The organism is Pantoea sp. RSPAM1, from assembly GCF_038816185.1.
GTDB lineage: Bacteria > Pseudomonadota > Gammaproteobacteria > Enterobacterales > Enterobacteriaceae > Pantoea > Pantoea ananatis.
In genome coordinates this window covers 590,540-614,305 of record NZ_CP046137.1, presented here as the reverse complement: position 1 = coordinate 614,305, position 23,766 = coordinate 590,540, and the positions used below count along the sequence as shown (strand labels likewise).

Below are 23,766 nucleotides of genomic sequence, written 5' to 3'. Positions count from 1 at the left end.
TCGCCCTTCTCAAACGCTTAGCGCACTTTCAGGCTGTGCTAAGCGTTTCTCTGTATACCGGTGATCTTTGGACTTTTTCCACCTGATGTCTATGCTTAAACTAAGGCGGGTTATCAGCGCATGACTCTTGCAGTGCGCTGAATTAAGTCAGGCAACAATGGAAGGTACAAAGCCGAATGAAACATACATTACTACTGGGAATCACGCTGTTTTCTCTTTCAGGCTCCCTGATGGCGGCACAGTCGCTGTGTCAGCAAAAAGAGCAGGACATTCAGCGTGAAATTGAGATGGCTCAGAAGCACAACAATCAGCGCCGTGTGAACGGTCTGGAGCGCGCCCTGACCGAGGTCCGCGCAGGATGTACTGATAAAAAGCTTAAAGCCTCGCATCTGGAAAAAATCAACGCTCAGAAAGAGAAAGTGGCTGAGCGTGAGCGCGAACTCAAGGAAGAGCGCGACGAAGGTCATGACAAGGACAAGATTGCAAAACGCGAACGCAAGCTGGAAGAAGCACGCCAGGAGCTTAAGAAGTTACAGGCGGAGCCCTATTAATCGGATTCAACCCACTGATGTTAAAGGAGTATTTCATGTCTAAAGACACATCATCGGAACATTTGCGTGCTGAATTGAAAAACCTGGCGGATACGCTGGAAGAAGTCCTGAGCAGCGGGGCTGAAAAGTCCAAAGGTGAACTGGATAAGCTCCGTCATAAAGCGCGCGCTGCGCTGGACAGCTCTCGTGAGCGTTTAGGTGAATCGGGTGAGCGGCTGGCAGCCACGACACGCGAAGCGGCGCAGAAAGCAGATGGCTATGTGCGTGATAATCCATGGCATGGCGTAGGTATCGGTGCCGCCATCGGCGTTGCCATCGGTATGCTGATTTCGCGTCGTTAATCATGACGGATTCACAGCAGAACCACGGACCGGCCAAAGGGGTCATCAACATCGGTCAGCGTATCGTCACCACGCTGGTCGGTATGGTCGAAACACGCGTTCGTCTTGCGGTGGTGGAGCTGGAAGAAGAGAAGGCCAACATCATCCAGATGCTGTTGATGCTTGGCCTGACCATGCTCTTTACGGCTTTTGGCCTGATGAGCCTGATGGTGCTGATTATCTGGGCAGTTGATGCGCAGTACCGGTTAATGGCTATCGCTATCACCACAGGCGTGCTGTTCTTGCTGGCGTTGATCTTTGGGCTATGGACACTGCGTAAATCACGTCAGTCAACCCTGCTGCGCCATACGCGCAAGGAACTGGCGAACGATCGTGATCTGCTTGAGGATAACCGGTAATGAGCCGCCGCGAGCGTGAAGCGCGTATCGATGAACTGCTAAAACAGGTTCAGCAGCAACGTCTGGATCTGAGTGCCGCGCGGCGTAGCTGGCTGGAGATCACCGCGCCCTACGATCGTGGCTGGTTTACGTTTTTAAGTCTGAAACGCTATCTGGCCATTGGCAGCAGTGCGTTAGCTATCTATTCCATTCGCAGTCCTAACCGCCTGTTACGCTGGGCGAAACGGGGGTTTGGCCTGTGGAGTACCTGGCGCATGGTTAAATCAGCCCTTCCCCCGCGTTGAATCCCCAAAGCCAGTCCAGTGCGACTGGCTTTTTCTATTTTCAGTTTTACTGAACAACATCGACAGTTTATATCGCTTACAACCGTCACTTCCCGCGACTATCATCTCCAGCTATCAGCCCAATGGATTGCAGTCATGCGTTCAAAGGGAATATTCACCGCGGGCGTTGCTGCCTTGCAAACTTATAGCGTTGGAGTAAATGATGAAAAAATTCGAAGACAGTGGTTTGTTGGCCGCCCGTATCCTGATGACTATTCTGTTTATTACTGCAGGCTGGGGCAAAATCACCGGTTACGCGGGTACACAGCAGTACATGGAAGCGATGGGCGTGCCCGGCTTCATGCTGCCACTGGTTATCCTGCTGGAGTTTGGCGGCGGTCTGGCCATCATGTTTGGTTTCCTGACCCGCTTCACTGCGCTGTTCACCGCTGGCTTTACGATTCTGACTGCGTTCCTGTTTCACAGTAACTTTGCGGAAGGCGTGAACCAGCTGATGTTTATGAAAAACCTGTCTATCGCAGGCGGTTTCCTGATTTTAGGTCTGGTAGGTCCGGGTGCGTACAGTATCGATCGCCTGATCAGCAAAAAACCTCAGGGCGCTCTGGCGCACTAACGGACGCCTGACTACACCGCATTTTCTAACGCACCGGTTGCTTCTTGCCGGTGCGTTTTGGTTTTGTGATAAAAATCCTTTGCCAGGCGGTTTGAAGCGATCATCTCCTCCTATCCCGCAGAGTTACTGACCCACAGGGTGCTTAAGGTCGGCTTAATCTAATCATGGAAATATAGCGTTTCGACCCTCTTTTTTTGGCAACGCTATGAAAATATCTTATGGTCAGTGGCTTCCCCATCACGATGCACCCTTTTTTCGACGGCTTCACATTTTGGTCGCCGTGCTGATCCTTTCGCAGATCATCAATTCCAATTTCACCGCACGTGAAGCGCTCGGCGAGCACAGCCTGGAGACGCTGATAACCTGGCTACATATTCTTTCAGGACTGTTGCTGATCGCTGCGGGCGTTATCATGCTCATCTGGATGCTGGTTCAGCGAGGTTTTCGCTGGTACTTCGCCTGGCTCACGCTGGATTTTCGGGGTATTCGAAACGATGTCGTCCAGCTGACCGGCCTGAAACTCCCACAGGCACAGGGCGGTGGCATAGCCGCGACGGTGCAGGGCCTGGGGGTTATCGCGTTGATCGCCGTCGCCTGTTCTGGTGGGCTATGGTTTTTATTTAACAGTACGTCACTCGCCACGCCTGATTTGACGCGTAGGGTATTGCACTGGCATAAATTTCTGACCACCTTTGTAGAGATTTATTTTTACAGCCATGGTGCGATGGGCGTGCTTCATATCCTGCTATCCCGCTATGAAAAATAGCAAAGGGCACGCAGGCAGGCTGTCGCCCGCCTTGTTAAACGAATCGCTTATCACTGGAAGACCCAATGCTACATAGTGAATCGCATAAAATTGAACACGCCGGATGGCTACGGGCTGCCGTATTGGGCGCGAATGATGGCATCGTTTCGACCGCCAGCCTGCTGGCCGGTGTCGTTTCTGCCAGCAGCAGTCATCACACTGTTTTGCTCGCCGGGCTGGCAGGTATTGTCGGAGGCGCAATGTCGATGGCGACGGGAGAATACGTCTCGGTGTCCTCGCAGTCAGATACTGAAAAAGCGTCTCTGCAGCAGGAGAAAGCCGAACTCGAGGCCGATTTTGCGGCTGAAACGGTGGAGCTGGCAGCAATATACAGGGCGCGTGGCCTGTCGCCCGAGCTGGCTCGTCAGGTGGCAGAACAGTTGATGGCTCATGATGCGTTAGCCGCTCATGCCAGAGATGAGCTGGGCATTACCGATTTCAGCAGTGCCAAACCCCTTCAGGCCGCTCTGTTTTCTGCAGTCAGTTTTGCCGCAGGCAGTATTTTACCCTTCGCCGTTGCCATGCTGATCACCGGCTCCTTCGCCTTGCCCGCGATTGCGATCTCGGCGCTCATGGCATTGACGCTTCTGGGCGCGACGGCGGCCAAAGCCGGTGATGCGCCGGTCAGAAAAAGCGTCACGCGCATTTGCTTCTGGAGCCTGCTGGCGATGACGCTGTCTGCATCAGTCGGCTATCTTTCAGGCATGGCGCTTGGCTGACGCGCTTAGGGGATAAGGAGGCGACTGCCCCCCTCAGCGCGCCAGATGCTGCCCGACAATCAGCCCGAGCTGCCCTGCCAGCGTCGTGCCCGTGACAGATTCGCCGCCTGCAGACTGCCCCTGCAGAATTTCAAGTTGCCCCTGCCCACAGCCAATGACCAGCGGTGAAACTGAAACAACTTCACCTGGCTGGCTGGCTTTACGGGCATCAATAACGCGGGTTTGCCAGACGGTAAATCGCTGTGAGTCTGCCAATGTAAAAGCGCCGGGCCAGGGAAACGCCAGCGCCCGAACAAGATTATGGATATCGCTGGCGGACGCCTGCCAGTGAATTTGGCCATCTTCCGGCTTGCGGCTGCCAAAACAGCTTGCCGCACGCTCGTCCTGAGGGGTTTCGGTAAGCTCACCTGCCACCAGCGCATCAAGCCACGTCGGTAGCATTTGCGCGGTGGTCGCAACCAGTCGGGTATGCAGCGCCAGGGCATTGTCCTGTGGATGAATTTCAACGGCCTTCTGCGCCAGAATCGGGCCGGCATCAGGACGTTTAATCATGCGGTGCAGGGTCACACCGGTTTGCGTCTCGCCTTTAATAATCACCCAATTGAGATGGGCACGGCCCCGATAAGCCGGCAGCAAAGCGGCATGCACGTTATAGGCCCCTTTTTTAACAGAGGACAGGATGGCTTCGCTGAGAACCTGACGGTAAGAGAAGCAGAACAGATAATCTGCCTCAAGGCTGGCTATCCGGGTTTGCCATTCGGCGGTATTGACATCCTCGGTGATAAAAACCGGGATGTTGTAGCGCTCAGCCAGGCGGGCGACGGAGCCGTAAAACTGCGCGCCGGACGCGGGATCGGCATGGGTAAACAGGGCACTAACCGTGAATCCGGCATCCATTAACGCCTTCAGGCCGGTACAGGCCATTTCGTGATAACCAAAGAGTACCGCTTTCATTCCGCTTTCCTTCATCTTTTTTTCGCCGGATCCTGCGGGACGGGCGTGATGGGCGGCTTGTTCGTTACAGGCCGTAGACAGCCCTATGATAAGGCATTCTTAGCCCGATTACGCCTCTGGCCCGTTCGCCGTACAGCGCGCATTTATGCGAATGGGCAAAATGTTTGGCAACGCACGTGGTGCGCTGTCGAAGTTATCCATAACCGCCTATGGTTAAAGTCGGAAATATTCTTTTTATCGTTTGTACGGGAGACAAGATGGGTCAGCTAATTGATGGTGTCTGGCATGACACCTGGTATGACACGAAATCAACCGGTGGGCGCTTTAAGCGCTCGGAATCCGCATGGCGTAACTGGGTTACGCCCGACGGTAGCGCAGGACTGAGCGGCAAAGCCGGATTTACGGCGGAACGCGACCGCTATCACCTCTATGTGTCGCTTGCCTGCCCATGGGCGCACCGCACCCTGCTGATGCGTCAGCTTAAAGGTCTGGACAGCATGATTGATGTCTCGGTGGTGCATCCGCTGATGCTGGAAAACGGCTGGACCTTTGATGAGGACTTCCCGGACGCAACCGGAGACAAGCTGCATCAGAATGCGTTTCTTTATCAGCTTTACCTGCATGCGGATGCCGACTACAGCGGGCGTGTGACCGTGCCGGTGTTATGGGACAAACAGCAAAACACCATCGTCAGTAATGAGTCTGCCGACATTATCCGCATGTTTAACAGCGCGTTCGATGCAGTCGGGGCGCGGGCGGGAGATTACTATCCGGCTGACCTGCGTGAGAAAATTGATGCGCTCAACGGCTGGATTTACGACACCATTAACAACGGCGTGTACAAAGCCGGTTTTGCCACCTCTCAGTCCGCTTACGATGAAGCCGTTACCGCCCTGTTCCACTCACTGTCGCGGGTAGAGCAGATCTTAGGTCAGCACCGCTATCTGACTGGCGACAGGTTAACCGAGGCCGATTTACGCTTATGGACCACGCTGGTGCGCTTTGATCCGGTTTACGTCACCCATTTTAAATGCGATCGCCACCGTATCAGCGACTATCTGAACCTGAGCGGTTTCCTGCGGGATATATATCAGATGCCCGGCATTGCCGAGACCGTGAATCTGGCACATATTCGTCATCACTACTACTGCAGTCATAAAACCATTAACCCGCACGGGGTGATCTCTGTCGGCCCCGCATTCGACTGGGACGAACCGCACGGTCGTGGTTAATTTTGCCCTCACTCTGATTCAGAGTGAGGAACTGTTTACACCTGTTTGTTCATGATGATCTCAATGAGCTGACGATCTGTATGTTGCATCGCGCCACAGGCCAGAGCACCAAGATTTGCAATGGAGTGCTCTACATCATGAGCGACCAGCCCTTCATTACCGGTGACGGCTGTCTCCTCCAGCGCCATTAATACCGCTTTCCAGGCGCTGCTGACGCTGGTGGAAACCTTCATGGCGCAACTGTTTGCTGCCCCATCACATAGCAGACCGCTGAGATCGCCAATCATGTTGTTTATTGCGCCTGCTATGGTCTTATAGTTTCCGTCGAGCAGCCATGCCATTCCTGCCGCCGCGCCCATCGCCGCGGTGGTTGCCGCACAGAGTGCGGAAAGGCGAGGAAACTGATGATGAATGTAAATGGCGGTAAGATGCGACAGCATCAGCGCCCGCGCCAGCTTCTCGCTATCCCGGTGCAACGCTTCTGCCACGACAACGACCGGCAGGGTCGCTGTAATGCCCTGATTACCGGAACCAGAATTGCTCATCGCCGGTAACGTTGCACCGCCCATGCGGGCATCAGATGCGGCACTGGTGCGAATAACAATATCCGATGCTATACCTTGTGCCAGCAAGCCACGTGCGCGCTGCCGAGCGAGCGTTGCTCCGATATGTAATCCCCACTCCCGCTTTAGCCCTTCCTGAGACAACGCATCATTAAGGGTGGCGGCCTCCAGTATAAAGCTGATTTGATCAGTGGGAATCGACTCAATAGCGGTGAAGATCTGAGCCAGCGTGATCCTGTCGAGCACTCGCCGGGGATCCGCCTGAAGGGTTTCAGGCTTCTCGTTATGAACCTGACAGACCTTACCCTGCCTGACTATCTCAACCACGCGCGTGTGATCGCCTGCAATTGTCACCCTCGCCCACTGCTCTCCCGCATAAAGGCAAGCCCGGGCATAGAGAATGTCGTCACATGGCTGCTGGAGCATCACCTTGACTTTACCTGAAGCCAGCAGCGCTTTTGCCTGCTTTACTGCCAGGGGCGTTATCGCTTCCAGCACTTTCAACCCTGCCAGCGGGTTACCCCCCAGTGCACCTGCTGCTGCCGCTATCGGCAGGCCCACCATACCGGTTCCCGGCACCGACACGCCGGCGCCATTTTTCATCAGATTAGGGGAAACCCAGGCATCAATATGCGTGATCTCTCCAGTCAGCTCACTTGCTGCAAGCGCACTGGCTAGCGCCAAAGAAACCGGTTCAGTACAGCCAAGCGCGGGTTTCACCTCCTGGCGTACAACATCAATTAAAGGTTGCCATAATGAACGGCTTACTGATCCAGACATCACTATTACCTCCTTCATTTTTAAGAAAATGCCAGAAAAGGTGACAGGCAAAGTAGCAACCCGGTAATGATAATTAGCACCAGAGATGCACCTTTGTATTTGTGAAGTGTGGGAACGTTGTAGACCAGCCAGGCTGGAATTAAACAGCCGATCATGCCAAATATTGGACTACAGATTGAGGTAAAACTCAGTACCGGCGCATTTAACACAATGGCCCCCCAGGCCAGCATAATGGCCAACAGCATGATGCCGCGCTGCACAAGACTGTCATTAATTTTTTCAGCCGGCAGTTTGCGTCGAAGCAGGTTCATCACCAGGCCTTGAGCGGCTTCACGAAAGCCCAGATAAACGCCAAAGAACGCAGTAACCACGGCAAAAATATTGAGTACCACGCTGACAATTTTGACCCAGTTTGCACCGTCGCCACTGATAAACTGGGCGGCAATCGCCAGTGCTGAAATATTTTGATCATAAGCTTTGACAGCTTCTTCGTGCCCCATCGCCAGCGTAAATGACACGGCATAGAAAAACACCGTGACAAACAGAATGGTGAAAGCAATATTCATCGCCCGCAGGGCTTTATAGCGGGCAACCTCAACGGAGACTGAGCGGGAGCGATACGAGATAACCATAGGACTTAACGTCTGGATAAACAGAATTGACGTAAGGGTAAAGGGCAAGGTGATGATGGCATTTTTTATTAACAGTCCCAGTGGCGGCAGCGCGCCAATATTATGCAATTGCCACATACCGGTGATAGACAGCCCCAACAAGGCAACCACCAGCAGCTTGGTAAGCACCATCAGGCTGGAAACCTTAAACAACAACTGCTCGCCCCGTGACGAAATCGCGACCAACACGCAAATCAGCAGCAGTCCATAGAGCGGGTTATCAGACAGTAATCCTTCGGTAACGCCAAAGGTTTGCAGATAAGAGGCGCTGTCGTTGGTTATGGCGGTGGAGTAGACAAACATCCAGATAACCAGCATGACAAAATAGAGCAATCCAAGCACTATGCCCCAGTTTTTTCCCAAATAGCCCGCGATCACGCCCGGATAATCTTTGCACTCTGGCGATTCTGCAAGGGTATTAATAAACAGACGTTGAAACAGATACATCGCCGGATAACCAACCACCGATGACAGCAGGAAAACCCATAATCCCATCAGGCCAACCTGAACCGGTAGAAACACAATGCCGGCACCAATTGCCATACCTATACTCATAATAATCCAACCGGTGTCGTTACCATCAAACTTAATGGCTTCCCGCCACTCGCCCTCACTCATGCCAGCTCGCTGTGCAGCAGGCGAGACAGTTAATTCAGCACTGTTCTTTTTTATAGTATTCATAATATGCTCGCTAAAATTGTAAGATTCAGAGGTGATTTTTAATCATTACCTGCCCATTAATGGGAATGGACGTGGATCGCGGCAGATTAATTTTATTAAGACAGGAATGATCTTAGCGAATGACGGGGAGAAAATAATTGCTATATTTTAACGGCATGAAGATAAAAAAAGAAAAGCAGCACCACGTGACTAAAAAAAAGAAATTATTTTCTCAATGTGTGTCGCATCACCTTATTAAAAAAATGTTAATCAAAACCAAGGATTTTAAAAAAAACAACAAGAATCATTAACACAAAGAAAAAACGGACACTTTTTAATTAAAGTGTCCGCTTATATCACCGTTTGATTGCAAAAAAATCAGAAAAACTTATACGCAATATTTAAAATCGTCAGCAAGCCAATCGCGCTCACAAATACATTCTCAGCTCGGCCTTTATATTTCGCCAGTGCCGCGACCTTACGGATGGCAAACATCGGTAACAGACACAGCAGTGAGGCAATGATGGGCGCGCCCATCGCCTCAATCAGGTCAAGGATATTGGGATTAAGGTAAGCCACCAGCCAGGTGGAGCCCATAATAAAGACCATACTCCAGGTATTCAGCTTGCGGCTGGAGATCGCGTCTTTATCACCTTTGTAGCGGAACTTGATGATTAAACCATTTAACCCTTCCAGGGTCCCAAGATAGTGCCCAAAGAAGGATTTGAAAATAGCAACCAGAGCAATTATCGAGGCGCTGTATTCCAGTACCGTAGAGAAAGTGGACTTTTCACCTGCCATGCTTGAGAAGTGGTTTGCGAGGTAGGAGAGCACGGGGATATTTTGTGCCTTGGCATCCGCCATATCCTGCGGGGATAGTGTAAACAGACAGCTAAAGGCAAAGAACATGACTACCGCCACCATCAGTATGCTGGCGCGGGAGATGATCTGGCTGCACTTGTTTTCGGTATAGGTTCGGCCCATTTCCGGCTCGTATTCTTCCCGCTTTGACACCACAAAAGAAGAAACAATCGGCGAAAAATTAAACGAGAACACCATAATAGAAATGCCTAGCCACACGGTAACCAGAATGCCATCGTGCCCGGTCAGGGCGATGTCGCTCAGGTTAACCTGCTCGATCACGGCGGAATTCCAGTAGGGGATTAACGACAGTGAAATCAGCACCAGACTGGCGATAAACGGAAACACCAGCCAGCTCATCACCTTTACCATCAGATCTTTACCAAACCAAATCACCAGGGCCATCAACATGAGCAGCAACAGAGCCACCACGCCGCGATTGAGGGCCGGCAGCAGAAGCTGATATTGCCAGAACGCCATAAAGGTATTGGTGATGGTGACGCCATAAATCCAGAGCAGCGGGCAAATCGCGAAAAAGTAGAGAAAAGTAATGACCACCCCACCCGTTTTTCCGAAATGCTCCTCTACCGTTTCGGTAATATTGCCCGATACGTTACTGCCTGACAGGCACAGTCGGGCCAGCGCCCGATGACAGTAAAACGCGATGGGCCAGGCCAGCACCAGCATGATCAAGATAGGGATCAGCCCACCGTAACCGGCCCGAATGGGAAAGAAAAGCACGCCGGCGCCAATCGCCGTGCCAAAAAGTCCGAGTGTCCATGTGGTATCGGACTTACGCCAGGTTGAGGTTTTTTCCTGGTCGAGAATATTTTCAGAATTACTCATAACTTATCCTTTATGCGTCAGCAAAACCCGTAATCTGGGAAACCCGGGACAAATCGATATTGCCACCTGAGATAATGCACACCGTTTTCCGCCCCTGAATGTAGTGGTCGACTTTGCCGCTTAGTAACGCGGCGCATGCGAGCGCGCCGGCACCTTCTGTGACCACTTTGTTTCGCTGAATCAATGCAATCATACTTTTACGAATGTCGTCTTCACTCACTAACACCATCTCATCGACCAATTCTCTCACAATCGCGAAGGTGAGATCGCCCGGACGGGCAACATCGCAGCCGTCCGCAAGGGTGCCGGTAAGACGATGGCGCGTAATGGTATCAGCAAAAAAGGAGGCTGCCATACCGTGAACGTTTTCAGACTGCACGCCGATAATGGTAATCGTGGGATTAATGGACTTGATCGCCGTGGCAATGCCGCCAATGAGCCCACCGCCGCCTACGGGAACGATGACGTTATCGACGTCAAAGAGATCCTCAAGAATTTCCAGACCGATGGTGCCCTGTCCGGCAATGATTTTCACATCATCATAAGGCGGGATAAATATACGGCCTTCACTGGCGATAATTTCATCAACTTTAGTCCGTGTATCATTAAAGTTTTCACCGTAAATCACTACCTCTGCAGAGTAATCCCGCGTTGCGGCTTCTTTTGATTTTGGCGCGCCCTTAGGCATCACCACTTTTCCATCAATATTTAGCATGGCGCACGACAGTGAAACGCCTTGCGCATGGTTACCCGCAGAACAGGCGACAACGCCTTTACGTCTTTCTTTCTCTGTTAGCGAACTCATTTTATTAAAGGCGCCACGGATTTTAAATGAACCCGTTCGCTGCATATTTTCAAATTTAAGGTAGATTTCTCCACCGCAGCGCTCACTGAGGTAATTTGAACGTGGCATACCGGTTTTATAAACTTTCCCTGTGAGTCTTTCTCTGGCAGCATAAATTTCATCAATGCTAACGGGAAGGTTTTTATGGATATTCATATCGACTCCTTTTTCAGGCAGGGTTTATTCAGCAAAATTCCCCGAAGAGAAATGCGATCGTATAAAAGCTGAAAAAAAGTAATAAACTTACCGTTTTCGCTTCGCAGCATGCTGTAACAGCATGAGCTTACGCAGTTGATTTAAAAAGAAACGGGCAGCGAGAGAATAGGAAAAGGATGGCGATAAAACAGCGTATTGTGTGGAAGAAACTGTATTACTGACAGAAGGGATAAAACATATTCTTGCAGAAGAGACGGGGTTAAAGCAAATCGTTAATAGGGGGCGAACAGTGCTCTGATACAGTGTTAGCCGGGGCGTTCGTCGTTGCGTATACCTGTGCATGATGTCATTCCTTTACGTCGCCTTTATCCGCTACGAATCTTAATCATCATAAAAAAATGGGATTGTGCTGTTTCTCACACTTCACTCTTTTCTTATGAGAACCAATGCTTTTATTTATGCTGACTTTGTGCAGATCAATAAAATATCTTTTTTTCACTTAAAAACATTTCGACAAAAAAACAGAGCGATGAAAAAAGTCGTTAACAGAACAAGGATAAGGGAAGACAATCACGCTATTTAAGACGGGCTTAGCCGGGAAAGGGGGAAGGTCATTATTATTCCTGAAACGCTGAAGATAACGCATCCAATAACATTTCAATGCGCGACGTTTGCCGATGAGTCACGTTAAAAGATTAACGCCCATCTGTTCAATGGGCGTTATTTAAAAGTTACTTCGTTTCGCACGCAACGGGCCAGGGCTTCGCCGGAGAGTTAAACGGATGGTACTGGTAGCACCAGGTTTCCGACACCACCTTGTCTTGTGCTTTCAAATAGAGCTTAAGTTCTACCGGATCGCCATCGCCTGCGACCAAATCAAACTGCGCCAGCCAGTTGCCTGAATCGTCCGGCAATTTAGACACGAGCACGTTCTCAAAAGTACCACGCGATGCAGAAAGCACGGCTTCAGGGGAAACGCCTGACGGCAGATGATTAAGCACATCGCCACGGAACTCGACCGCAAACTTACGGCTGTCATGCGGACGATCGGAACCCGGCACACCGCCCCGACCCAGTCGGGTCGCCCCACAACGCGCCAGAGGAGAGGGATAGGGCTCATCAGCCAGCCAGTGCAGACGATAATGGAAATGATGCTGATCGCCCGCTTTCGCTGGTGCATCCGGTACCCACATGGCGACGATATTGTCGTAGATTTCATCGTCAGTCGGGATTTCCATCAGTTGAACTGAGCCTTTGCCCCATTCGCCTCGCGGTTCCACCCACAGATCGGGACGTTTCTCGTAGTGCGCAGCGTCCAGATAGCTGTCGAAATCCCGATCTTTCTGCAGTAAACCAAAGCCGCGCGGGTTCTCATCATGAAAACTGGACGTGACCACGCGTAATGGGTTGTTCAACGGCCGCCAGATATGTTCGCCGCTGCCGGTCAACATCGCCAGACCATCGGAGTCATGCACTTCCGGGCGCCAGTCTGTCGCCGCCCCTTTTACCGTTTTTGAGAACCAGTACATGGAGGTCAGAGGCGCGATACCAAAACGCTGAATGTCCTTACGCAGGAAAAGCGTACATTCGACATCCTGTATAACTCCTTTGCCGCGCTGCAGGATAAATTTGTAGGCGCCCGTGATACTCGGCCCGTTGAGTAGCGCATAGACCGTGAGATGTTTGCTGTCGTCTTTCGGCGCTTCAAACCAGAAATCCGTAAAGTCAGGAAACTCTTCATCGACACCCGGTTGAACGGTATTCAGCGCAATACCGCGCGCGGATAAACCAAACTGACCCAGCTCGCCAATGGCGCGGAAATAAGACGCGCCCATAAAAGACATCCAGTCATTTTGTGGATTGGTTTTTAGCGTGTCCTGGCTGGCCAGCACTCTGAAACCTGAGAATACGTTACCTTTCAGGGCCGGTAACGTCACGTTTTTATCCGTCGTGGTGAAGTAGTCAATATTTTGAATAATTTCACGCGCGGCGTTATTTTCCACGACGTGCATTTTCACCGGCATACGGTGTAAACCGTTTACCATGAAAAAGGTAACAGGAAACCGTCCGACATTTTTAAACAGCGCATAGTCCGGCTTATAGACGGTTTTCATGTAAGCGTCATAGGTTATGTTGGATAACAATGACGGGTCGAATGAGGTGGGTTTTTCATAGGGTTTGGCTGCCAGGGCCTTGGCCTGGGCAATCAAGGTTTCAAAGTTAAATGCTTCGCTGTTACCTAACTTGAGAACGCCTGCTGCGATAGCGCCGGGAGAAATGCCTAATGCAGATAAGGCAGCAAACGCCCCGGAATAAGTCAGTAAAGTCCTTCTTGTAACCATGATCCACCTGTTTTTTTATCTTCATTCAATGAATTCGCGCCCAATGGGGCAAAACGTAAAATAATGACGTGTGGCAAGCTGCCTTCAACTATAGACGAGAGAAATCGATGCCTCCCAAACAGATGGCAAGCCATCATCTGACACATCGGATGAGCCTATAGTGCATTGGAAAGAAAATGGATGGGATTTGCCTGAGAAACAAAGCCTCTGGTAAAGCGGCCCATTTTTCTTTCCAGATCAGGAGAGTGAATCGCGTTTCCTCTCAGGGTCGCCAGCGCGGAAGCGCCCTGAGCGGCTAGCGCCACATTCTTTTACGACGGTATCGGGCATCGCCCTTCATCGCGCTGGCCAGCCCGCGTCAGCGAAGAGCCGTGGCCTGTCTGCCGATATCCCCCGCGTCTGGCGGCGGCAGCAACGCCTGTTTTGCCGCGCCATAAAGCAAAAACCCCGCTTGCGCGGGGTTTGCATTAAGAAGTCGAAACTGACCGATAAGCCGGGTTCTGTCGTGGACAGTCATTCATCTAGGCCAGCAATCGCTCACTGGCTCAAGCAGCCTACCCGGGTTCAGTACGGGCCGTACCATGTGAACCCCTATTTGGCCTTGCTCCGGGTGGAGTTTACCGTGCCACGGACTGTTACCAGCCGCGCGGTGCGCTCTTACCGCACCCTTTCACCCTTACCTGATCCCATTACTGGGCCATCGGCGGTTTGCTCTCTGTTGCACTGGTCGTGGGTTTCCCCCCCAGGCGTTACCTGGCACCCTGCCCTATGGAGCCCGGACTTTCCTCCCCTCCGCCCGTCTCCTTCAGAGAAGGACGACGACGAAGCGGCGACTGTCTGGTCAGCTTCGGCGCGCATTATAGAGGGTTTAGCCCGCGCTGTCACGCCCGGCGCGCAGGCCACTCAACAGGCTCAGGCCTGCTGCTCAAGCGCATGTTTATAGAGCGCATTCTTTTTCACACCGTGTATCTCAGCCGTGAGCGCCGCCGCCTTTTTCAACGGCAGCTCCTGCTGCAACAACGCCAGCGTGCGCAGTGCATCTGCGGGTAACGCCTCTTCGTCAGGATGATGGCCTTCGACAATGAGCACCATCTCACCTTTACGGCGATTTTCATCCTCTTTCACCCAGGCCAGGAGTTCCCCCACCGGTGCGCCATTCAGATTTTCCCAGGTTTTGGTTAATTCGCGCGCCAGCACGACGTAACGGCCAGCTCCCAGCTCCGTGACCATATCCTGCAGGCTGTCCAGCAAACGGTGCGTGGATTCATAAAAGATTAAGGTACGCGGCTCTTCGGCCAGCGCCCGTAGCGCATCACACCGCGCCTTTGTTTTGGCCGGTAGAAATCCTTCGTAACAGAAACGATCAGACGGCAATCCCGCTGCGCTTAATGCTGTTATCGCTGCGCAGGCACCCGGTAAAGGAACGATGCGAATACCGGCCTCACGGCAGCGGCGAACCAGGTGATAACCCGGATCGTTGATCAATGGCGTGCCAGCATCAGAAACCAGAGCTATGCTTTCTCCCTGTTGCAGCCTGGTTAGCAGGATTTCTGCTTTCTGCTGTTCGTTGTGGTCATGAAGTGCGAAGAGTCGCGCATTGATGGCGAAATGTTGTAGCAACAGTCCGGTATGACGTGTATCTTCCGCTGCGACCAGATCGACGCTGGAAAGTACCGCTAGCGCCCGCTGGGTAATGTCAGCCAAATTACCTATTGGGGTTGGCACGATGTAGAGCGTGCTGGCGGAAATGTCTGCCCGATCGAGTTGTTTCATTGTTTCATCCGAATTGCCGATTTAATATTGAGCATCTTGAAAAAAACATCACTGGATACAGTATGCTTCCTTCAAAAATCGTTCGTCATAAAGCAGGACGCTTTGTGCCTGTCCTTCTTGCTGGTCTGATTTTAGCCGCGTGTAGTGGCCAGGGCCCGAAAAGCCAGTCCGTAGACATCCAGGCACCCGTTACTAATAATTCCGCCTACTATCTGCAGCAGGTGCAGCAAAGCAGCGATGATAGCAAGACCGACTGGCAATTACTCGCAATCCGCGCCCTGTTGAAAGAAGGAAAATATCCGCAGGCTGCTCAGGCGATCGGCGAACTGCCTAATCAGCTTTCTGATAAACAGCAGCAAGAATTACTGCTGCTGAAAGCCCAGTCTCTGGTTGCTCAGCAAAAGATTGCCGATGCCCAACCGATATTGAGTCAGGTGAAAACCAGCGAGCTGTCTCAGGATCAGCTGGCGCGCTACTACGGTTTACAGATTGCCAGCGCACAGGGTAAAACCTCGCTGGCCCTGCTCCGCGCCTATATTGCTCAGGAGCCGTTGCTGAAAGGCGATGAACGCCAGCAGAATATCGATGCCACCTGGCAGGCGCTGACCCAGCTGTCACAGCAGGATATGAATTCGCTGGTGATCAATGCCGATGAAAACATTCTGCAGGGCTGGCTGGATCTGCTCACGGCGTGGCATGCCAACGCGCAGGATGCCAACATGCTGAAGTCGGCGATTAAAGACTGGCAGACGCGCTATCCCGATAACCCTGCTGCAAAAACTTTACCGACCCAGCTGAGCCAGGTGCAGAACTTTACCAAAGCGTCCACCAGCACTATCGCGCTGCTGCTGCCGCTGAACGGTCAGGCTCAGATGTTCGCCAGCGCTATCCAGAAAGGCTTTAACGATGCGAAGAACGGCACCCTCGCTACCGCGCCTCAGGCGACACCAGGCAGTGCCCAGGATCCTATCGCGATAAATCAGCAGCAGGCTGCGGATGCGAATGCGGTCGTCAGCCCGTCAGCTAACCCAGCGGCTGCGCAGCAGAGCGGCACGGCGCAGCAACCGGCAACGACGCAACAGCAGCCTCAGCAACAGCCGGCTGCCGAACCCGCCAGCAATGCGCAGGTGAAGGTTTACGACACCAGCAGTCAGCCCATCGCGCAGGTGATGCAGCAGGCCCAACAGGATGGTGCCACGCTCGTTGTTGGACCGTTGTTGAAAAACAACGTTGAAACGGTCGCGAACAGCCAGACACCGCTGAATGTCCTGGCGCTGAACGAGCCAGAGCAAATCCAGAACCATCCGAATATGTGCTATTTTGCGCTGTCGCCTGAAGATGAAGCGCGCGATGCGGCGCATCATATCTGGGACCAGGGCAAACGCCAGCCGCTGCTGTTAGTACCTCGCAACGGCCTGGGCGATCGCGTAACGGCGGCCTTTACGAAAGAGTGGCAGTCTCTGGGCGGCGGCACCGTGCTCCAGCAGCGCTTTGGTTCTGTATCTGAACTCAAGCAGGGCATTAACAGCGGTGCAGGCATCAGTATGAGTGGTACACCCGTGGTTATGCCCTCGTCTTCTCAGCCGCAAAGCGTTTCTGTTGCGGGCCTGAACATTCCGGCACCGCAAACCAGCGCCCCGGCCGCCAGCAGTGGCGGAGCCATTGATGCCGCTTATATCGTCTCGACTCAGGATGAACTGCAACTGATCAAACCGATGATCAGCATGCGCACCGGTAGCCGCAGCAACGTTGCGCTCTATGCCAGTTCGCGCAGCGCGCAGGCGGGCGCAGGGCCGGATTTTCGCCTGGAAATGGAAGGGCTGCAGTTTAGCGATATCCCCCTGCTTTCCGGCGCTAACCCGGCGTTGATGCAGCAGGCCGCGAAGTCGTTCAATAACGATTACTCGCTGGTGCGTCTGTACGCAATGGGGATTGATGCGTGGACGCTGGCTAACCACTTTAACCAGATGCGTCAGGTGCCGGGCTTTTCGCTCGACGGCAATACCGGCAAGCTGAGCGCTACCGCTGATTGTGTGATCAACAGGAAGTTGACATGGAACCAGTATCGCCAGGGCAACATCGTACCGGCCAGCTAAACCGTCGCCGTACGGGTGCCGATCACGAACAACTCGCCCGCCGCTATCTTGAGCGGGCGGGGTTAACATGGGTCGCCAGCAATGTTTACTATCGCGCAGGGGAACTTGACCTGATAATGCGAGACAACCAGTGTTGGGTGTTCGTCGAGGTGCGTTACCGGCGTAACGCACGCTTCGGCGGCAGTCTGGCCAGTATTACCCGACAGAAACAACACAAGCTGCTGCGTGCCGCCTCTCTGTGGCTGGCGCAACGCGGCGGCAGTTTTGAAACAGTGAATTGCCGTTTCGACATCATTGCCATTACCGGCACGGCGCTTGAATGGTTGCCGAATGCCTTTAATGCAGACGTTTAGAACCAGGTGGTCGTGTGCAGGAAAGAATTAAAGCGTGTTTTACCGAAAGTATTCAAACTCAAATCGCTGCGGCAGAGGCGTTACCCGATGCCATTTCGCGTGCCGCAATGACAATGGTGCAGTCCCTTCTAAACGGTAACAAAATACTGAGCTGTGGTAATGGTGCGTCATCCGCCAATGCTCAGCACTTTGCCGCCAGCATGATCAACCGCTTTGAAACCGAACGCCCCAGCCTGCCCGCGCTGGCCTTAAGTGCGGACAACGTCATGCTGACGGCGATCAGTAACGATCGTCTGCATGACGAGATTTACGCTAAGCAGGTGCGTGCGCTGGGACAAACCGGTGACGTTCTGCTGGCAATCTCTACACGCGGCAATACACGGGACATCGTGAAGGCCGTCGAAGCCGCCGTCACGCGCGATATGACTATCGTTGCGCTTACCGGTTATGATGGGGGCGAATTAGCCGGATTGCTGGGACCGCAGGATGTGGAAATTCGTATTCCTTCACATCGTAGTGCTCGCATTCAGGAGATGCATATGTTAACACTCAACTGTTTGTGCGATCTGATTGATAACACCTTGTTTCCCCACCAGGAATGACGGAAGGAGCACCAATGAAAGCATTGAACGCTATAGCTATTGTTTTAACCGCCATGCTGCTGCAGGGCTGCGTCGCGGTGGTTGCCGGTAGCGCCGCTGTGGCGACCAAAACCGCCACCGATCCTCGCTCTGTCGGAACGCAGGTTGATGACGGCACGCTGGAATTACGCGTCAGCAACGCGCTGGCAAAAGATCAGCAAATCAAAACCGATGCCCGCGTCATTGCTACCGCCTATCAGGGTAAAGTCCTGCTAACCGGTCAGGCCCCGAGTCAGGAGATTGCCAACCGCGCGAAACAGATCACCATGGGCGTTGATGGCGCAACCGAAGTCTATAACGAGATTCGGATTGGGCCGAAAGTCAGCCTTGGCACCTCGTCGTCTGATACCTGGATTACCACCAAGATTCGCTCGCAGCTGTTGGGCAGCGATCAGGTGAAATCATCAAGCGTCAAAGTCACCACGGAAAACGGTGAAGTGTTCCTGCTGGGCCTGGTGACGCCAGAAGAAGCCAAAGCCGCCGCGGACATTGCCAGCCGGGTCAGCGGCGTGAAACACGTCACCACCGCATTTACCATGGTGAAGTAACGCTGAGTTAACCCCAGGACCGCTGTCCGGGTTGTTACTGGCGCAGACAGAAAAGCCGCACCCTGTTGGGTTGCGGCTTTTTTATTGCGGATTTAGCCGTGACCGGGTCAGAGCCAACAAACGTTATCCGGCTTGCCGCCCGGCATTATCAAGCCGCCCGAGGTTGTCTCCGCTGGCGGCGGCGTAACGAGAGAAGGCCTCAGACCGGAATATCGATCACCAGTGCGCGGGTCGGGGTTTTCGCTGACAGCCACAGCTGTTGCTCTTCCTGCAAAAATGCGCCATCGCCACAGCCCAGCTGTTCCTGATGATCGCCCCCGGCCGAGGCCTCAAACGCGCCATGGATAGATTGCAGATAGGCGCGCGCGCCCTGCAGCGGCACCAGATGCTGCTCGCCTGCCGCCAGCTCAAGCTGATGAATCCAGACCTGCTGACGCAACTGCAGGCTGCTGTCACCGCCATCCGGTGAGGCCAGCAGTTGCGAACGCATGCCGCCCGACAAGGTTATTTTCTGCATACGGGGATTTTCACGTTCCGGGCAGGCCGCCAGCCAGAGCTGCATACGGGTTAACGGGCGATCTTTACTCGGGTTAAGTTCGCTGTAGCTCACGCCAGGCTGAGCGGAGAGCAGCAATGCCTCACCTTCACGCACGGTGATGTGATTGCCTTCGCTGTCCCGGTATTCCGCCTCACCCTGTAAAACGATATTCAGCACATCCACCTGAGGATAGGTGCGCGGCTGAAAGGCCGCGCCGGGTGCCAGAACTTCCTGATTCAAAACGCGTAAGGAGGCATAACCCATTAATTTGGGATCGAAATAGTGGCCAAAAGAGAAGCTGTAGCGCGCCTGTAACCAACCGTAATCGGCCTGACCACAAGCGGATGCACTGCGTGTCGTAATCATTATGTACCTCCAGCATCCGTCGGCAAGAATCGACGACGGGAAATATGCCTTTATGGTAAAAGTCTGGACGCCGGATTGTTAGCCAGTTAATCTGCCGTGCATATTCAAATTTCCTGACAGAGAACCGGGATGGCCAAAGATCGTGCGTTAACCCTTGAAGCTTTACGTGTGATGGATGCAATCGATCGCCGCGGCAGCTATGCCGCCGCCGCCGATGAACTGGGCCGCGTGCCCTCAGCGCTTAGCTACACCATGCAGAAACTGGAAGAAGAGCTGGATGTCGTGCTGTTTGACCGTTCGGGCCATCGCACGAAGTTCACTAATGTCGGGAGGATGTTACTGGAGCGCGGTCGGGTGTTGCTGGAGGCCGCCGACAAGCTTACGACCGATGCCGAGGCGCTGGCACGCGGCTGGGAAACTCAGCTGACTATCGTGACGGAAGCGTTAGTGCCCACTGATGCGCTGTTTCCGTTGGTCACGAAGCTGGCTGACAAAGCCAATACTCAGATCGCCATCATCACGGAAGTACTGGCTGGCGCCTGGGAGAGACTGGAACAGGGGCGGGCTGATATTGTCATTGCACCGGATATGCATTTTCGCGCCTCGACCGAAATAAACACCCGCAAACTTTACAGCATCATCAGCGTTTACGTTGCCAGCCCTGACCATCCAATACACAACGAACCCGAGCCGCTTTCAGAAGTCACCCGGGTAAAATATCGCGGCATTGCCGTAGCAGATACCGCCCGCGAACGTCCCGTTCTGACCGTGCAACTGCTGGACAAGCAACAGCGCCTGACCGTTAGTACGATGGATGACAAACGTCGTGCGCTCCTGGCCGGTTTAGGGGTCGCCACCATGCCCTATAACATGGTGGAGCAGGACATAGCAGAGGGCCGCTTGCGGGTGGTCAGCCCGGAGTATTCGCGTGAGGTCGATATCATCATGGCCTGGCGGCGTGACAGCATGGGTGAGGCAAAAGCCTGGTGCCTGCGCGAAATTCCTCGCCTGCTGGCCCGGAAAAACTCACCGACGCCGGGCGCCCATCCCTGAGACTTACAGCCGGCTCAGACAGTCCAGCGCGACGCTTTTAAAGCAGGCAAAGTCACTGCTGTCGCGCAATCGCGTCATCGCCCGCTCGCGCATGAAGGTCACGAACAGATCATAGATAGCCATCGCTTCCTCATACTCGTTTTTGCTGATTGCCAGCAGGAAAATCACGTAAGCCGTATCCTCGCCCCAGGGGATCCCCTGGGGGGCCAGCACGGTGTATACCACCGTTTTTTTCGCCATCAGCCCCAGCGAATGCGGAAGCGCAATCCCTTCGCCCAGCATGGTGCTGACAATCGCTTCACGCTCCTCAACGGAAGCATAAAACGCGTTGTCCACCACGCCTTCTGCCTCCAGCCGATCGCATAACAGCCGAAACAGCGCAGACTGACTCATCGGCCGATCAATGATGCAGAAATGGCGGGCATCAAAAAATTTCTCCAACATATAGGGCCGGGTGCGGTCCACCAGCACCAGCTTGCCTATCTGCTCGAGTTGAAATTCCGTCGGGAAAGGCGCGACCACGACAACCGGTTTTTCTTTTTCACTCAGCCGCGTGGTGGAAATCACAAAATCTTCTTCGATGCGCTGGCGGGCCTCATATTCACGCTGCGACAGGCACTGCGTCACCTGCAACTGGGGATAGTTACGCATTAACATGGCTTCGATCATGCGGAGCGTCGACGTACCGCTGTCGCACACCAGCAGTACCTGAGGGCGACGCTGGTAACCCACGTCATAATGGCGCTCCAGCCCGACGCCGATATGAAGCACCAGAAAGCCAATTTCATTTTCGCTAATTGTATAGGGCGAATATTTTCCCCAACTGGACACCGCCGCCAGCGTCACATCGTAGGCCATGGGATAGTGCTGCTTGATATTGCTTAATAACGGGTTAGGAATATGGATCTGATAACGCACCCGCGTGATCATCGTTTTAATATGGGTAAGCAGATCGGCACGGAGTTGAGGATCGTTCTGCAGATCGTAATAGTAGTGCGTGTTAATAAAGCTGAGCAGGTAGTTAACCAGCGCCTCCGCATCATCAGCATTAATGGCGCTGGGGGCAACGTCCTGAATGCGTCGGGCGGCGATATTCACCCGCAACCAGCTCTCTTCCGCCGGAGAAACCGGTTTAACGGTGAGCGGCCGCAGCGCATGGATCAGCGTCTGCGCAGACTCACGCACGTCATCCCCGATCTCTTCCACCTGCGGATCGCTCAGCGGATAGCCTTCATTGATGCGACGTAGCGCCACCGCGCAGTAAAAGCGCAAATAGCGTTCGCCTTCATCACTAAGGCGGATATTGTGCTGAGCAAGGCCGTTTTGCAGCAGCGGCTGAAGGGTTTCAAGCAGGCCGCTTTCCAGCGATTCGGGCACGATCAGCGGGCTGTCGGGCTGCTCCTGGTCTATCTCAAACAGCAGATCGGTTAAGCAGGTGCGGATCGCCACTTCACTGCCAAACAGCTTCATGCCGTGATGGGGTTTGCTTTCAATACTCAACTGATAACGCCCGAGCCATTCGCGCACGTCGGCCATGTCATTCTGCAGCGTGGCGCGGCTGACAAACCACTCCTCAGCCAGGGTTTCCAGCTTCAGGGAATAGGCGGCGGTGAGAAAGCGCACCAGCAGGTAGCGGATTCGGTCGTGTGAGGTGCGCGGCACTCGCAGAGGCGCACGCGTCTGCTGCTGCAGCACGTTAAAGCGCAGTGCATCAATAATTTTAAGCTGGTAGCCCGCACCGCGATTCAGGACAAACTGCGCGCCGTGCTGCTGAAGCATGGCGTTGAGCGCGGTAATATCCGTGCGTACGGTGCGCGTGGACACCGCAAACCGCCGTGCCAGTTCGTCCTGGGGGAGCGTTTCGTTTTTCAATGCGTCGAACAGTTGCGCAAGGCGCTGATTCGGGAATCTCACGTCGGGTTACCTGCTTCAGCGGTTAACAACAAAGTAAACGTCAGACTGCCGGAAAACAGGCGGCAGGTCCATTATGCCCTGCGCGCCTGTAATCTGTCCTTGAAGTGGCGCACAGGCCTGGTCTCACTCCAGCAGACTTTTACAGATGGCCAGCAGTTGGCGCACGTCTTCCACGCGGGTTTCGCCACTGGCTTTGTCGATGATCGAACTGTAAATGTGGGGAATGATCTTGCTCACGCCCGCGTCCAGGGCAATACGCAGGATCGGCCCAACGTTTTGCAGATCGATCCCGCCGGTCGGCTCCAGCCAGAAATCCTGCTTCGCACAGGCTTCGGCCACCGCGCGGTACTCGTCCACCGTATCCAGACCGCCCATTGGAAAATACTTCACGGAACTGCCGCCCATGTCCTTGAGTAACGCAATTGCGGTATCAATGGGCACAATTCCGTCGCTGCTCTGTGAACTGAGGGGACCGGTGGAAATTTTCACCTTACCCGGCGTGCCGGTTGGTGAAATCAGCCCATTGACGACCGTTTGTGACTGACCGAGCAGCGCACGGCTGGTGCCGACGCCGGTAAACACCTGATTAACATGTTGCGGTTGCAGTACGGCGGCCAGCTCGCTGACCATTCGCGACTGCCGGGGATCGCCCGCACCCAGGCCGATGGACAGCGCGTTATCAATCAGCGCGGCGTACTCGCGCATATCCGCAATAGCGGCCTCGTTGCTGGAGTAGTTTTTTGATAACACGCCGACCAGCACGTGACCTTCTGCGGCCTGCCAGATGGCTCGCGCGTTTTCTTTTGAACCCGCCAGCACGTTAAGACACAGGCGATCCTGATAAAAATTGGGGGTTAGCGTCAT

23 protein-coding genes and 1 other RNA gene are annotated in these 23,766 nt (G+C 53.6%); 13 read left to right on the top strand and 11 right to left on the bottom strand.

All coding sequences use genetic code 11. The features are described 5' to 3' along the window. Positions 1 to 176: 176 nt before the first annotated feature. The 7 genes from GKC68_RS03480 to GKC68_RS03450 all read left to right on the top strand — a co-directional run bounded on the left by GKC68_RS03480 (position 177) and on the right by GKC68_RS03450 (position 3,711). Positions 177 to 551, top strand: a complete 375-nt coding sequence (locus tag GKC68_RS03480; RefSeq protein WP_013027330.1) for a DUF1090 domain-containing protein — start codon at positions 177 to 179, stop codon at positions 549 to 551. A gap of 35 nt (positions 552 to 586) precedes the next feature. After that, positions 587 to 892: a YqjD family protein gene (locus GKC68_RS03475; RefSeq protein ID WP_064366611.1), complete on the top strand. Its 306-nt coding sequence runs from the start codon at positions 587 to 589 to the stop codon at positions 890 to 892. 2 nt (positions 893 to 894) lie between these two features. Beyond that, positions 895 to 1,290 carry a phage holin family protein gene (locus GKC68_RS03470; RefSeq protein ID WP_013027332.1) on the top strand — a complete coding sequence of 132 codons (396 nt, stop codon included), beginning with the start codon at positions 895 to 897 and terminating at the stop codon, positions 1,288 to 1,290. Then, on the top strand, positions 1,290 to 1,574 hold the full coding sequence (locus tag GKC68_RS03465; protein ID WP_013027333.1) for a YqjK-like family protein: 285 nt from the start codon (positions 1,290 to 1,292) through the stop codon (positions 1,572 to 1,574). Before GKC68_RS03470 ends, GKC68_RS03465 begins: the two co-directional genes overlap by 1 nt. Positions 1,575 to 1,776: 202 nt before the next feature. Beyond that, positions 1,777 to 2,187, top strand: coding sequence for a DoxX family protein (locus tag GKC68_RS03460; protein WP_028721964.1), 411 nt, complete (start codon positions 1,777 to 1,779; stop codon positions 2,185 to 2,187). A 205-nt stretch (positions 2,188 to 2,392) separates the two neighbouring features. Continuing rightward, on the top strand, positions 2,393 to 2,953 hold the full coding sequence (locus GKC68_RS03455; RefSeq protein WP_028721963.1) for a cytochrome b/b6 domain-containing protein: 561 nt from the start codon (positions 2,393 to 2,395) through the stop codon (positions 2,951 to 2,953). Between the two features lie 65 nt (positions 2,954 to 3,018). After that, on the top strand, positions 3,019 to 3,711 hold the full coding sequence (locus GKC68_RS03450) for a VIT family protein (protein WP_028721962.1): 693 nt from the start codon (positions 3,019 to 3,021) through the stop codon (positions 3,709 to 3,711). Positions 3,712 to 3,744: 33 nt separating this feature from the next. Here the strand turns inward: GKC68_RS03450 and GKC68_RS03445 are convergent, their stop codons facing one another. Continuing rightward, entirely contained in the window at positions 3,745 to 4,665 is a 921-nt protein-coding gene (locus GKC68_RS03445; RefSeq protein WP_050598361.1) for a formyltransferase family protein, read from the bottom strand. Between the two features lie 257 nt (positions 4,666 to 4,922). Between GKC68_RS03445 and GKC68_RS03440 the strand changes: the two genes are divergently transcribed. Continuing rightward, positions 4,923 to 5,897, top strand: a complete 975-nt coding sequence (locus tag GKC68_RS03440) for a glutathione S-transferase family protein (RefSeq protein WP_028721961.1) — start codon at positions 4,923 to 4,925, stop codon at positions 5,895 to 5,897. Positions 5,898 to 5,932: 35 nt separating this feature from the next. Here the strand turns inward: GKC68_RS03440 and GKC68_RS03435 are convergent, their stop codons facing one another. From GKC68_RS03435 to rsmI, 7 genes are all read right to left on the bottom strand, one after another. Next, complete coding sequence (locus tag GKC68_RS03435) at positions 5,933 to 7,240, bottom strand: L-serine ammonia-lyase, iron-sulfur-dependent, subunit alpha (RefSeq protein ID WP_028721960.1); 1,308 nt, start codon at positions 7,238 to 7,240, stop codon at positions 5,933 to 5,935. 20 nt (positions 7,241 to 7,260) lie between these two features. Then, positions 7,261 to 8,592: an amino acid permease gene (locus tag GKC68_RS03430; RefSeq protein ID WP_033777858.1), complete on the bottom strand. Its 1,332-nt coding sequence runs from the start codon at positions 8,590 to 8,592 to the stop codon at positions 7,261 to 7,263. Between the two features lie 357 nt (positions 8,593 to 8,949). Beyond that, complete coding sequence (gene tdcC / locus GKC68_RS03425) at positions 8,950 to 10,278, bottom strand: threonine/serine transporter TdcC (RefSeq protein WP_028721958.1); 1,329 nt, start codon at positions 10,276 to 10,278, stop codon at positions 8,950 to 8,952. Between the two features lie 10 nt (positions 10,279 to 10,288). Continuing rightward, positions 10,289 to 11,278 (bottom strand): bifunctional threonine ammonia-lyase/L-serine ammonia-lyase TdcB, encoded by a 990-nt coding sequence (gene tdcB, locus GKC68_RS03420; protein WP_028721957.1) that lies wholly within the window; start codon positions 11,276 to 11,278, stop codon positions 10,289 to 10,291. Positions 11,279 to 12,009: 731 nt separating this feature from the next. Beyond that, positions 12,010 to 13,620 carry a glucan biosynthesis protein D gene (locus GKC68_RS03415; protein WP_342656583.1) on the bottom strand — a complete coding sequence of 537 codons (1,611 nt, stop codon included), beginning with the start codon at positions 13,618 to 13,620 and terminating at the stop codon, positions 12,010 to 12,012. 473 nt (positions 13,621 to 14,093) lie between these two features. Continuing rightward, an RNA gene (gene rnpB / locus GKC68_RS03410) (RNase P RNA component class A) lies at positions 14,094 to 14,469 on the bottom strand. A 63-nt stretch (positions 14,470 to 14,532) separates the two neighbouring features. Continuing rightward, positions 14,533 to 15,393, bottom strand: a complete 861-nt coding sequence (rsmI, locus tag GKC68_RS03405; RefSeq protein WP_014594693.1) for a 16S rRNA (cytidine(1402)-2'-O)-methyltransferase — start codon at positions 15,391 to 15,393, stop codon at positions 14,533 to 14,535. A gap of 62 nt (positions 15,394 to 15,455) precedes the next feature. On the opposite strand from rsmI, the gene GKC68_RS03400 reads away from it, so the two are divergent. From GKC68_RS03400 to dolP, 4 genes are read left to right on the top strand one after another with little or no spacing between them, the layout of a single operon-like run. Then, on the top strand, positions 15,456 to 17,489 hold the full coding sequence (locus tag GKC68_RS03400) for a penicillin-binding protein activator (protein WP_047715094.1): 2,034 nt from the start codon (positions 15,456 to 15,458) through the stop codon (positions 17,487 to 17,489). Continuing rightward, positions 17,447 to 17,842 carry a YraN family protein gene (locus GKC68_RS03395; protein WP_028721955.1) on the top strand — a complete coding sequence of 132 codons (396 nt, stop codon included), beginning with the start codon at positions 17,447 to 17,449 and terminating at the stop codon, positions 17,840 to 17,842. Before GKC68_RS03400 ends, GKC68_RS03395 begins: the two co-directional genes overlap by 43 nt. A gap of 14 nt (positions 17,843 to 17,856) precedes the next feature. Then, positions 17,857 to 18,444 (top strand): DnaA initiator-associating protein DiaA, encoded by a 588-nt coding sequence (diaA, locus tag GKC68_RS03390; protein ID WP_013027345.1) that lies wholly within the window; start codon positions 17,857 to 17,859, stop codon positions 18,442 to 18,444. A gap of 14 nt (positions 18,445 to 18,458) precedes the next feature. Next, positions 18,459 to 19,031 (top strand): division/outer membrane stress-associated lipid-binding lipoprotein, encoded by a 573-nt coding sequence (gene dolP / locus GKC68_RS03385; RefSeq protein ID WP_014604927.1) that lies wholly within the window; start codon positions 18,459 to 18,461, stop codon positions 19,029 to 19,031. Positions 19,032 to 19,230: 199 nt separating this feature from the next. On the opposite strand, the gene GKC68_RS03380 is transcribed toward dolP, so the two are convergent. After that, positions 19,231 to 19,935 carry a pirin family protein gene (locus tag GKC68_RS03380; protein WP_028721954.1) on the bottom strand — a complete coding sequence of 235 codons (705 nt, stop codon included), beginning with the start codon at positions 19,933 to 19,935 and terminating at the stop codon, positions 19,231 to 19,233. A gap of 129 nt (positions 19,936 to 20,064) precedes the next feature. Here GKC68_RS03380 and GKC68_RS03375 point away from each other — a divergent pair, with 129 nt between their 5' ends. Continuing rightward, positions 20,065 to 20,988, top strand: a complete 924-nt coding sequence (locus GKC68_RS03375) for a LysR family transcriptional regulator (RefSeq protein ID WP_342656582.1) — start codon at positions 20,065 to 20,067, stop codon at positions 20,986 to 20,988. A gap of 3 nt (positions 20,989 to 20,991) precedes the next feature. On the opposite strand, the gene GKC68_RS03370 is transcribed toward GKC68_RS03375, so the two are convergent. Then, positions 20,992 to 22,902, bottom strand: coding sequence for a PRD domain-containing protein (locus tag GKC68_RS03370; protein WP_058707158.1), 1,911 nt, complete (start codon positions 22,900 to 22,902; stop codon positions 20,992 to 20,994). A gap of 123 nt (positions 22,903 to 23,025) precedes the next feature. Continuing rightward, complete coding sequence (locus GKC68_RS03365) at positions 23,026 to 23,766, bottom strand: KDGP aldolase family protein (RefSeq protein WP_064366593.1); 741 nt, start codon at positions 23,764 to 23,766, stop codon at positions 23,026 to 23,028.

Coding starts and splice junctions, on each gene's coding strand:
- GKC68_RS03450 (WP_028721962.1), top strand. CDS start 3,019: ATGCTACATAGTGAATCGCATAAAATTGAACACGCCGGATGGCTACGG.
- GKC68_RS03395 (WP_028721955.1), top strand. CDS start 17,447: ATGGAACCAGTATCGCCAGGGCAACATCGTACCGGCCAGCTAAACCGT.
- GKC68_RS03440 (WP_028721961.1), top strand. CDS start 4,923: ATGGGTCAGCTAATTGATGGTGTCTGGCATGACACCTGGTATGACACG.
- dolP (WP_014604927.1), top strand. CDS start 18,459: ATGAAAGCATTGAACGCTATAGCTATTGTTTTAACCGCCATGCTGCTG.
- GKC68_RS03380 (WP_028721954.1), bottom strand. CDS start 19,935: ATGATTACGACACGCAGTGCATCCGCTTGTGGTCAGGCCGATTACGGT.
- GKC68_RS03455 (WP_028721963.1), top strand. CDS start 2,393: ATGAAAATATCTTATGGTCAGTGGCTTCCCCATCACGATGCACCCTTT.
- GKC68_RS03430 (WP_033777858.1), bottom strand. CDS start 8,592: ATGAATACTATAAAAAAGAACAGTGCTGAATTAACTGTCTCGCCTGCT.
- tdcB (WP_028721957.1), bottom strand. CDS start 11,278: ATGAATATCCATAAAAACCTTCCCGTTAGCATTGATGAAATTTATGCT.
- GKC68_RS03415 (WP_342656583.1), bottom strand. CDS start 13,620: ATGGTTACAAGAAGGACTTTACTGACTTATTCCGGGGCGTTTGCTGCC.
- GKC68_RS03365 (WP_064366593.1), bottom strand. CDS start 23,766: ATGACGCTAACCCCCAATTTTTATCAGGATCGCCTGTGTCTTAACGTG.
- GKC68_RS03470 (WP_013027332.1), top strand. CDS start 895: ATGACGGATTCACAGCAGAACCACGGACCGGCCAAAGGGGTCATCAAC.
- GKC68_RS03480 (WP_013027330.1), top strand. CDS start 177: ATGAAACATACATTACTACTGGGAATCACGCTGTTTTCTCTTTCAGGC.
- GKC68_RS03435 (WP_028721960.1), bottom strand. CDS start 7,240: ATGTCTGGATCAGTAAGCCGTTCATTATGGCAACCTTTAATTGATGTT.
- rsmI (WP_014594693.1), bottom strand. CDS start 15,393: ATGAAACAACTCGATCGGGCAGACATTTCCGCCAGCACGCTCTACATC.
- GKC68_RS03465 (WP_013027333.1), top strand. CDS start 1,290: ATGAGCCGCCGCGAGCGTGAAGCGCGTATCGATGAACTGCTAAAACAG.
- GKC68_RS03475 (WP_064366611.1), top strand. CDS start 587: ATGTCTAAAGACACATCATCGGAACATTTGCGTGCTGAATTGAAAAAC.
- GKC68_RS03445 (WP_050598361.1), bottom strand. CDS start 4,665: ATGAAAGCGGTACTCTTTGGTTATCACGAAATGGCCTGTACCGGCCTG.
- GKC68_RS03375 (WP_342656582.1), top strand. CDS start 20,065: ATGGCCAAAGATCGTGCGTTAACCCTTGAAGCTTTACGTGTGATGGAT.
- GKC68_RS03460 (WP_028721964.1), top strand. CDS start 1,777: ATGAAAAAATTCGAAGACAGTGGTTTGTTGGCCGCCCGTATCCTGATG.
- GKC68_RS03400 (WP_047715094.1), top strand. CDS start 15,456: ATGCTTCCTTCAAAAATCGTTCGTCATAAAGCAGGACGCTTTGTGCCT.
- tdcC (WP_028721958.1), bottom strand. CDS start 10,278: ATGAGTAATTCTGAAAATATTCTCGACCAGGAAAAAACCTCAACCTGG.